At 73.1% G+C, this 10,134-nt stretch carries 7 protein-coding genes; all 7 read left to right on the top strand.

Annotated features, from left to right (window positions below):
* Positions 1–81: 81 nt before the first annotated feature.
* Positions 82–876, top strand: coding sequence for a TIGR03084 family metal-binding protein (locus ABZW17_RS46170; protein WP_354829229.1), 795 nt, complete (start codon positions 82–84; stop codon positions 874–876).
* Between the two features lie 152 nt (positions 877–1,028).
* Positions 1,029–6,854, top strand: a complete 5,826-nt coding sequence (locus ABZW17_RS46175) for a type I polyketide synthase (RefSeq protein WP_354829232.1) — start codon at positions 1,029–1,031, stop codon at positions 6,852–6,854.
* A gap of 1 nt (position 6,855) precedes the next feature.
* Entirely contained in the window at positions 6,856–7,308 is a 453-nt protein-coding gene (locus ABZW17_RS46180; protein ID WP_354829234.1) for an acyl-CoA thioesterase, read from the top strand.
* Position 7,309: 1 nt separating this feature from the next.
* Entirely contained in the window at positions 7,310–7,885 is a 576-nt protein-coding gene (locus tag ABZW17_RS46185) for a flavin reductase family protein (RefSeq protein ID WP_354829237.1), read from the top strand.
* A 61-nt stretch (positions 7,886–7,946) separates the two neighbouring features.
* The gene (locus ABZW17_RS46190) at positions 7,947–8,126 is read left to right on the top strand and encodes a DUF6222 family protein (RefSeq protein WP_354829240.1); all 180 of its coding nucleotides are present in this window, start codon (positions 7,947–7,949) and stop codon (positions 8,124–8,126) included.
* Positions 8,123–9,835 (top strand): acyl-CoA carboxylase subunit beta, encoded by a 1,713-nt coding sequence (locus tag ABZW17_RS46195; RefSeq protein ID WP_354829243.1) that lies wholly within the window; start codon positions 8,123–8,125, stop codon positions 9,833–9,835. The genes ABZW17_RS46190 and ABZW17_RS46195 overlap by 4 nt, the downstream gene beginning before the upstream one ends.
* A 15-nt stretch (positions 9,836–9,850) precedes the next feature.
* Entirely contained in the window at positions 9,851–10,036 is a 186-nt protein-coding gene (locus tag ABZW17_RS46200) for an acyl-CoA carboxylase subunit epsilon (protein WP_354829245.1), read from the top strand.
* Positions 10,037–10,134: the final 98 nt, after the last annotated feature.

Here is a 10,134-nt window from a genome sequence, read left to right on the forward strand (position 1 = left end):
GCCGCGGTGGCGGTACCCCCGCCCCCGCGGCCACCGCGGGCCCACCCAGGGACGTATCCGATGTTCGAGAGGACGGCACAGGTGACTGACACGACGGGCGTGATCGCCGACTTGACCGCCGAGGCCGACGTGGTCGACGCGCTCGTGGCCGGCCTCGCCGAAGCGCAGTGGGAAACCCCGACCCCCGCGCCGGGCTGGCGGGTCCGGGAGCAGATCGCCCACCTCACGTTCATCCTCCGCATCGCCGGGCTGGCCGCGGCCCAGCCGGAGGTCTTCGTCTCGCTGACGAAGTCGCTGACCGGCGGGCTCGACGTGGCCGTCAACGCGGCGCTGAAGGAGTTCGAGCACGACCCGGCGGAGGTGCTGCTGACGAAGTGGCGGGCCGATCGCGACCAGGCCATCAAGGCGCTCGCCGCGGTGCCGGGCGACCAGCTCGTGCCGTGGCTGGTGCGGCCGCTGCCGCCCTACGTCCTCGCCTGCGCCGGGATGATGGAGCTGTTCGGGCACGGCCAGGACATCGCCGACGCGCTCGGCGTGCGCCCGGAGCGCACGGACCGGCTGGCCCACCTCGTCGGCTTCGCCGTGCGCGTCCGGGACTTCGGCTACGAAGCACACGGGCTGACGCCGCCGGAGACCGAGTTCCGGTTCGAGATCACCGGCCCGTCGGGCGCGGTCTGGACGTTCGGGCCGGCGGACTCGCCGGAGCGGATCACCGGCAGCGCCGAGGACTTCTGCCTGCTGGTCACCCGCCGCCGCCACCGCGACGACCTCGACCTGCGGGCCGAGGGCGCGCTGGCCGACGCGTGGCTCGACATCGCGCAGGCCTATCGCGGCCCGGCGGGTGAAGGCCGGGCACCGGGGCAGTTCGCCGACTGAGTTGGCGTCTGTCCACTGTGGATCGCTAGTTGTCGCTGCGTGCGGACCGAAAGGCCGCGGGCATGGAGAAAGAAGACGTGACCGGCAGGCGCAGCCATGCTGGGAACCGGATCGGTTACTGGGGCACAAAGAGCCAGTGGGAGTGCGTTGGCATGAGCGGTGAGCGGATTTCGATCGTGGGTATCGGCCTCCGGTATCCGGACGCAAGTTCCCCGGAGGAGCTCTGGGAGAACGTGCTGGCCGGTCGCCGGGCCTTCCGTCGGCTGCCCGACGAGCGGATGAACCGGGCGGACTACTACTCGCCCGACCCGAAGGCGCCGGACCGGTTCTACGCCCAGAACGCGGCGGTGCTGCGCGACTACGAGTTCGACCGGGTCGCCCACAAGGTCGCGGGCAGCACCTTCCGCGCCACCGACACGACGCACTGGCTCGCCCTGGACGTCGCCCAGCAGGCGCTCGCCGACGCCGGGTACCCCGAGGGCGAAGGCGCGCCGAAGACGGCCACCGGCGTCGTCATCGGCAACAGCCTGACCGGCGAGTTCTCCCGCGCCAACGTGCTGCGGCTGCGCTGGCCCTACGTCCGGCGCACGGTCGCCGCGGCGCTGGCCCAGCGCGGCTGGGCCGACGACGAGACCGCGGACTTCCTGCGTGACCTGGAGATCCAGTACAAGGAGCCGTTCCCGGAGATCAACGAGGACACCCTCGCCGGCGGCCTCGCGAACACCATCGCCGGCCGGGTCTGCAACCACTTCGACTTCGCCGGCGGCGGCTACACCGTGGACGGCGCGTGCTCGTCCTCGCTGCTGTCCGTGGTCAGCGCCGCGAACGGGCTGGCCCAGGGCGACCTCGACGTCGCCATCGCCGGTGGTGTCGACCTTTCGATCGACCCGTTCGAGGTGATCGGCTTCGCGAAGACCGGCGCGCTCGCCAAGCGCGAAATGAAGGTCTACGACGCCGACTCGAACGGCTTCTGGCCGGGTGAAGGCTCGGGCATGCTCGTCCTGATGCGCGAAGCCGACGCGATCGAGCAGGGCAAGCGGATCTACGCCACGGTCACCGGCTGGGGCATCTCCTCCGACGGCAAGGGCGGCATCACGCGGCCCGAAGCCGCCGGTCACCAGCTCGCCCTCAAGCGCGCCTACACCCGCGCGGGCTACGGCGTCGAGACCGTGTCCTACTTCGAGGGCCACGGCACCGGCACCGCGCTCGGGGACGCCACCGAGATCGAGGCGCTGTCCACCGCGCGCCGCGAGGCCGACCCGCTGGCCAAGCCGGCCGCGCTGTCCACGATCAAGGGCAACATCGGGCACACGAAGGCCGCGGCCGGGGTCGCCGGGCTGATCAAGGCCACGCTGTCGGTCTACCACCAGGTCATCCCGCCGGCCACCGGGCACTTCGCCCCGCACGAGTCGCTGACCGGCGACTCCGCCCGGATGTACGTGCCGCGCGAGGCCACGCTGTGGCCGTCGGACCAGCCGGTGCGCGCCGGTGTCTCCGCGATGGGCTTCGGCGGGATCAACTCGCACGTCACGGTGGCCGAGCCGCCGAACGCGGCGCGCCGCGCCGACCTCGACGAGCGTTCGCGCTCCCTGGTCGCCGGCCGCCAGGACGCCGAGCTGCTGCTGCTCGACGCCGACGACGTCGCCACCCTGCGCGGCCGGATCGCCGCGCTGCTCGAACTGGTGCCCAAGCTGTCCTTCGCCGAGCTGACCGACCTGGCCGGCTCGCTGGCCGGGGAGCTGGCGGGCCGGGCGGTCCGGGCCGCGGTCGTCGCGGCGAACCCCGAGCAGGCCGAGCGGAAGCTGACCCGGCTGCTCGAACTGCTCGAGGACGGCCCTTCGGTCTTCGACGCCGCCGACGGCATCTTCGCGAGCTCGCGCCCGTCCGCCCCGAAGATCGGCTTCCTGTTCCCCGGCCAGGGTTCCGGCCGTGGCGGGGACAGCGCGCTGCGCCGGCGGTTCGCCGCCGCCGCCGAGATCCACGACGCCGCCGGGCTGCCGGTCACCGGCGACCAGGTCGCCACCGAGGTGGCGCAGCCGCGGATCGTCACCGGCTCGCTCGCCGGGCTGCGCGTGCTGCGCGCGTTCGGCATCGAAGCCGACGCGGCCACCGGGCACAGCCTCGGCGAGCTGACCTCCCTGCACTGGGCGGGCGCGGTCGGCGAGCGGGACGTCCTGAAGCTGGCGAAGATCCGCGGCAAGGTGATGGCGACCGAGGTCGGCCCGGGCACCGGCGCGATGGCCAGCATCGCCGCTTCGCCGGGCCGTACCGAAGAGCTCGGCCTGGGCTCCGACGTCGTCATCGCCGGCTACAACGCGCCGCAGCAGACGGTGATCTCCGGACCGGCCGCCGCGGTCGACCGGGTGGTCGACCGGGCGAAGGCCCAGGGGGTCGGTGCGGGCCGGATCAAGGTGTCGCACGCGTTCCACTCCCCGGAGGTCGAGCCGGCCGCGACCGCGATGATCGAGCGGCTCGGCGAGTTCGCCTTCGCGCGGCTCGAACGCCCGGTCGTCTCCACCGTGACCGGTGACGTCCTGCACGCCGCGGAGAACCTGCCGGAGCTGCTGCGCGACCAGATCGTGCAGCCGGTCCGGTTCCGCGAGGCGGCGGCGAAGGTCGCCGAGCGCAGCGACCTGGTGATCGAGGTCGGCCCCGGCCGCGTGCTCACCGGGCTGTTCGAGGAGATCGCGCCGGGCACACCGGTGCTCGCGCTGGACACGGACAACGCCTCCCTCTCGGGGGTGCTGCGGGTGCTGGGCGCGGCGTTCGCGCTGGGCGCGCCGGTCACCCCGGAGCGGCTGTTCGCCGGCCGCGTGGTCCGCGAACTGCCCGCCGACGGCGTGTTCCGGTTCCTGGCCAGCCCGTGCGAGGCCGCGCCGGCGATCGACGCCGACCTCGCCGCCGAGCTGGCCGCGGAGCGGGCCCAGACCACCGAGGCCGAGGTCGACGCCACCGCCGACAGCGGCAGCACGCTCGACCTGCTCCGCAAGCTCGCCGCCGAGCGCGTCGAGCTGCCGCTGGAGGCCGTCACGGCCGACACCCACCCGCTCGACGACCTGCACCTGTCGTCGATCACGGTGGGGCAGCTGGTCAACGACGTCACCCGCGCGCTGGGCCGGCCGGCCCTGGAGGGCATGCCGAACTTCGCCACCGTCTGCCTCGGCGAGCTCGCCGAGATGATCGACGAGCTGGCGCAGACGGCGAAGCCGGACGACAACGCGGGCAAGGGCGAGGCGCCCGGGATCGGGCCGTGGGTCCGCCCGTTCGCGGTCGAGTACCTGCCCGCGGCACGCCCGGCCGCGGACCTCACCACGGGCACGGGTTCGGCGGAGTGGCAGGTCTTCGCCACACCGCGGAACCTGCTCGCGGAGCCGCTGCGGGCGGCACTGGCCCACAGCGGCGTCGGCGACGGCGTCCTGCTGTGCCTGCCCGCCGACTGCGACTCGAGCCACGTCGGGCTGTTCCTCGACGCGGCCCGGACGCTGCTGGCCGCGCCCAACGGCACGCGGTTCGTCGTCGTGCACCACGGGTACGGCGCTTCCGGCCTGGCGAAGACGCTGAGGCTGGAGGACCCGTCGGCGAAGACCACGATCGTCGACCTGGCCGACCCGACCCCGGCGGCGCCCGAGGCGATCGAGGCGGCGGTGACCGCGGTGGTCGCCGAGGTCGCCGCGACCACGGACTTCACCGAGGCCCGCTACGACAGCGAGGGCGGCCGCACGGTGCCGCGCCTGGTCGGGCTGCCGGCCGCGCCGGCCGGGCCGATCCCGGAGACCCTCGACCGCACCGACGTCCTGCTCGTCACCGGCGGTGGCAAGGGCATCACCGCGGAAAGCGCGCTGGCGCTGGCGAAGGACTCGGGGGCGAAGCTCGCCCTCCTGGGCCGCAGCGACCCCGAGCAGGACACCGAACTGGCCGAGAACCTCGACCGGATGGAAGCGGCCGGCGTCCAGTACCGCTACGAGCGCGCCGACGTCACCAACGCCGCCCAGGTCGCCGAGGCCGTCGGCCGGATGCAGGCCGCCCTCGGCCCGGTCACCGCGGTGATGCACGGCGCCGGCCGCAACGAGCCGGCCGCGTTGTTCAGCCTGACCGAGGACACCTTCCGCAAGACGCTCGCGCCGAAGATCGGCGGCCTGAACGCCGTGCTCGACGCGGTCGACAAGAACCGGATCAAGCTGCTGGTCACCTTCGGCAGCATCATCGGCCGGGCCGGCCTGCGCGGTGAGGCGCACTACTCCACCGCGAACGACTGGCTGACCGAGGCGACCCTGCGCTTCGGCCGCGAGTACCCGCAGGCGCGGGCCATCGCGCTGGAGTGGTCGGTCTGGTCCGGGGCCGGCATGGGCGAGAAGCTCGGCGTGGTCACCGCCCTGCAGCGCGACGGCATCACGCCGATCCCGCTCGACGACGGCATCGCCATCCTGCGCCGCCTGCTGTCGGACCCGGCCACCCCGCCGGTGCTGGTGATCTGCGGCCGGATGAACGGCCTGCCCACGCTGCCGATCCAGCGGCGCGAGCTGCCGCTGACCCGGTTCATCGACCGGGCGGTCGTGCACTACCCCGGCGTCGAGCTGGTCACCGAGGCCGAACTGTCCGCGGGCAGCGACCCGTACCTGGTCGACCACCTGCTCGACGGCCAGCTGCTGTTCCCGGCCGTGCTCGGCATGGAGGCGATGACCCAGGCCGCCACGGCCACGCTCGGCCGCAGCGGCACCCCGGTGCTCGAGAACGTCGAGTTCCTCCGGCCGATCATCGTCTCGCCCGGCCGGTCGACGACGATCCGGCTGGCCACGCTGGCCCGCGACGCCGACACCGTCGACGTCGTGCTCCGCAGCGACGAGACCGGCTTCAGCGCCGACCACTTCCGCGCCCGGCTGAACTTCGCCCGCCCGGCGGAGCTCGGCGAAGCGGTGCGGCGGGACGTCCCGCTGCCGCCGGTCCCGGTGGAGCCGATCAGCGAGCTCTACGGCACGGTCCTGTTCCAGGGCAAGCGGTTCCAGCGCGTCGTCGGCTACCGGCGGGCCAGTGCCCGGCACGCCGTCGCCGAGATCGCGACCACCGCGAACGTCTCCTGGTTCGCGCCGTTCCTGCCGCAGGACCAGCTGCTCGCCGACCCGGGGACCCGCGACGCGATGATGCACGCGATCCAGTGCTGCATCCCCGACGCGACCCTGCTGCCGCAGAGCATCGAGAAGCTGTACCTGGCCGAGCGGGGAGCCCAGCACGACGAGTACGTCCTGCTCGACGCCCGCGAACGGTTCCAGGACGACGACAGCTACGTCTACGACCTCGACGTCCGCAACCCGGACGGCACCCTGGTCGAACGCTGGGAAGGGCTGATGCTGCGCGCGGTCCGCAAGCGCGACGGCGCGGGCCCGTGGGTCCCGTCGATGCTCGGCTCCTACGTCGAGCGGGCGTGCGAGCGGCTGCTCGGTGGCACGCGGTCCGTGGTCGTCGAGCCGGACCCGGTGGGCAGCCCGGCCGAAGGGATCGCCGAGCGGCGGGCCCAGACGGCGCTGGCCGCGAGCCGCAGCCTCGACGCGCCGATCGAGATCCGCTACCGCCCCGACGGCAAGCCGGAAACCGACGGCGTCGAGGTGAGTGCGTCCCACACGGCGCAGCTGACCCTGGCCGTCACCGGCACCGGGCAGCTCACCTGCGACATCGAGACCGCGATCGAGCGGACCGACGAGGACTGGGCCGGGCTGCTGGGCGAAGAGCTCGTCGCCGTCGGCCGGCTGCTGGCCGCCGACACCGGTGAGTCGCTCGCGGTGGCCAACACCCGGGTCTGGAGCGCGCTGGAATGCGTGCGCAAGACCGGCCTGATGACCCAGGCCCTGACTGTCCGCCGGGTCGAGCCCGACGGGTGGGCGCTGCTCGCCTGCGGCGGGGCCCTGATCGCCACCTGGTCGACCACGGTCAACGACCGGCCGGACCCCGTGGTCTTCGCCGTGCTCCAGGCAGAGGGGAACTGAGATGACCGACTACTACGAGCTCCGCCACACGGTCGGCTTCGAAGAGACCAACATGGTGGGCAACGTCTACTACGTCAACTACGTGCGGTGGCAGGGGCGCTGCCGCGAGATGTTCCTCCTGGAGAAGGCTCCGGCGGTCCTGGAGGACATCCGCGGCGACCTCAAGCTCTACACGCTCCGGGTGGAGTGCGAGTACTTCGCCGAGATCACCGGGTTCGACGAGCTGTCCATCCGGATGCGGCTGGAGGAGCTGACCCAGACGCAGCTGCAGTTCACGTTCGACTACGTGCACCTGCACGCGGACGGCGAGCGGCTGGTCGCGCGCGGCCGGCAGCGGATCGCGTGCATGCGCGGGCCGAACAACGCGACCGCGCCGGCCCGGGTGCCCGAGGCGCTGCTGGAGGCGCTGAGGCCGTACACGGTGGCTTCGGTGCTCAACGGCAAGGGAGCGTGAAGTGTCCCAAGCAGGAGGCAACTCCGTCGAACGGCGGCCGCTGAAGCGGCTGCCGAAGTCACCGGGCCGGCGGGACCTCTCGCCGCAACCGGCGCTGCGGCAGGTGATGTCCCGCTTCGCGACCGGCGTCACGGTCCTCACTGTCGGCGGCGAGGGCGCCCACGCCATGACGGCGAACGCGTTCACGTCGGTGTCGCTGGACCCGCCCCTCGTGCTCTGCTGCGTGTCGAAGGCGGCCCGGATGCACGCGTCGATCGTCGCCGCGGGCTCGTTCGCGGTGAACATCCTCGCGTCGGACCAGCAGGGCCTGTCGAAGTACTTCGCCGACTGGCGGCGGCCCGACGGCATGGCCCAGTTCGACAACGTGGCCTGCACCCTGGGCGCGCAGACCGGCGCGCCGCTGCTCACCGGCGCGCTGGCCTGGCTGGAGTGCGAGGTGGCGCAGGTCGTCCAGGGCGGTGACCACTCGATCTTCCTCGGCCGCGTGGTCGCGGCCAACTCGGGCACCGGCGAGCACGCGCTCGTCTTCTACGGCGGCGGCTACCACCACGTCGACGCCCGTGCCCGGGCGGCGTGAAGCCGCACAAGGATGCCGGTCCCGGACGAGCCGGGACCGCGGTGATGGAGGAGGTCTACCCGTGACCGCCAGTGAAGCAGGGCGCCCGGAGTCCGGCTCGGCACCGGTGCGGCTCGTTCCCGAAGCGCCGGCCGAGGTGATCACCCACCCGATGCCGCGGCTCGGCCGGGGCATCGTGTGGTCGGACATCGTCGCCGAGATCGAGCGCGACCGGGAAGAGCGGATGAGGGATGCCGCGTGAGCGGTCCCTCCGACAGCGGCGCCCAGCGCGCGGACGAGACGGACGTGGTGCCCGTCCCGGCCGAACTCCGCGCCGGGCGCCGCCGCCTCGGCCGCGGCGCGGACACCGGCGACGCCCAGGTGATCGCGCTCGCCGCGGCCGACACCGTGCCCGCGCCGCGCCCCGGCATGCCGTTGCTGCGGCAGCGGCGCCGGGAGCTGCGCGGGCACATCGTCGACGGGAAGCTCGACGCGGTGCGGCGCCAGCATTCGCTGGGCAAGCTGACCGCTCGTGAACGGCTCGCGCTGCTGCTGGACGAGGACTCGTTCCTGGAGCTCGAGCCGTACCGCCGTCACCAGGCCACCGGGCCCGGGCTGGCCGCGAACCGGCCGCACACCGACGGCGTCGTCACCGGCTCCGGCACGATCGACGGCCGCCGCGTGTTCGTCTACGCCCAGGACTTCACCCTCTTCGGCGGGTCGCTGGGGGAGGCGCACGCGGCGAAGATCCAGAAGGTGCTCGACCTCGCCGTGGCGAACGGCGCCCCGGTGATCGCCCTGAACGACAGCGGCGGCGCGCGGATCCAGGAAGGCGTGCTCGCGCTGAACGGCTACGGCGGGATCTTCCGCCGCCAGGTCGAGGCGTCCGGCGTGATCCCGCAGATCAGCGTGATCCTCGGGCCGTGCGCCGGCGGCGCCGCCTACTCGCCCGCGCTGGCGGACTTCACCTTCATGGTGCGCGACACCGCACGGATGTACCTGACCGGCCCGGACGTCGTCGAGGCCGTGACCGGCCGGCGCGTCAGCCACGAGGAACTCGGCGGGGCCGACGTGCACGGGGCGCATTCCGGCGTCGCCACCGTCGTGCACGACGACGAGCAGGAGTGCCTCGCCGACGTGCGCCACCTGGTTTCCCTGCTGCCGTCGAACTACCTCGAGCAGCCGCCGGTGACCGCCCCGACCGGGGCGGTGGACGACTACCGGCCGAAGCTGGCCGAGATCGTCCCGTCGGAGCCGAACCAGCCGTACGACATGCGGGACGTGTTCGCGGAGATCGCCGACGACGAAGAGTTCTTCGAACTGCACGCGGGCTGGGCCCGCAACGTGCTGTGCGCGCTCGCGCGCGTCGACGGCCGGGTCGTCGGGCTCGTCGGCAACCAGCCGGTGGTCTTCGCCGGGGTGCTCGACGGGCCGGCGTCGCAGAAGGCCGCCCGGTTCGTGCGCTTCTGCGACGCGTTCGGGATTCCGCTGGTCAGCCTGGTCGACGTCCCGGGTTTCCTGCCCGGCGTCGAGCAGGAGCGCGGCGGGATCATCCGGCAGGGCGCGCAGCTGCTGCACGCCTACTGCGAAGCGACCGTGCCGCGGATCCAGGTGATCCTGCGGAAGGCCTACGGGGGCGCGTACATCGTGATGGACTCGCGGTCCATCGGGTGCGACCTGTCGCTGGCGTGGCCGACCAACGAGATCGCCGTGATGGGGGCCGAGGGTGCGGTGAACGTGCTGCACCGGCGGGAGCTCGCGGCCGCGGCGGATCCGGTGGCGTTGCGGGCCCGGCTGGTCGCCGAGTACAGCGCGGAGTACCTCAACCCGGTGTACGCCGCCGAGCGGGGTTTGGTCGACGACATCATCGATCCGGCCGAGACCCGGGCGGCGATCGCGCGGGGGCTGGCGATGCTGCGGGAGAAACGGAAGTCCGGACCGGCTCGCAAACACGGCAACCTGCCGATTTGACGGGGGTTGTGGGTGATGGCGGAGCTGGTTCTCGTTGTTCGTGGGTGTGCGGATGAGGTGAGCCTGGCGGCGTTGGTGCTGGTGCTCGCCGGGCTTGCCGCCTCGGGTGGGGAACCCTCGCCGCCGCCTCGTTCGGGGTGGGGTGGGGAGGCCTGGGGGAACGGGCCCGGTGCCTGGCGGCGGTCTGCTCTGCCGCGGTGAGCCGACCCTCTGGGTACGTGATCCGACCGCCTGGGTACGCGAACTGACCCTCTGGGTACGTGATCCGACCGCCTGGGTACGCGAACTGACCCTCTGGG

The organism is Amycolatopsis sp. NPDC004625 (assembly GCF_040609695.1).
Classification (GTDB): Bacteria; Actinomycetota; Actinomycetes; order Mycobacteriales; family Pseudonocardiaceae; genus Amycolatopsis.

Excerpts from the sequence above, each read along its gene's own strand:
- ABZW17_RS46175 (WP_354829232.1), top strand. The coding sequence starts at position 1,029 with ATGAGCGGTGAGCGGATTTCGATCGTGGGTATCGGCCTCCGGTATCCG.
- ABZW17_RS46200 (WP_354829245.1), top strand. The coding sequence starts at position 9,851 with ATGGCGGAGCTGGTTCTCGTTGTTCGTGGGTGTGCGGATGAGGTGAGC.
- ABZW17_RS46180 (WP_354829234.1), top strand. The coding sequence starts at position 6,856 with ATGACCGACTACTACGAGCTCCGCCACACGGTCGGCTTCGAAGAGACC.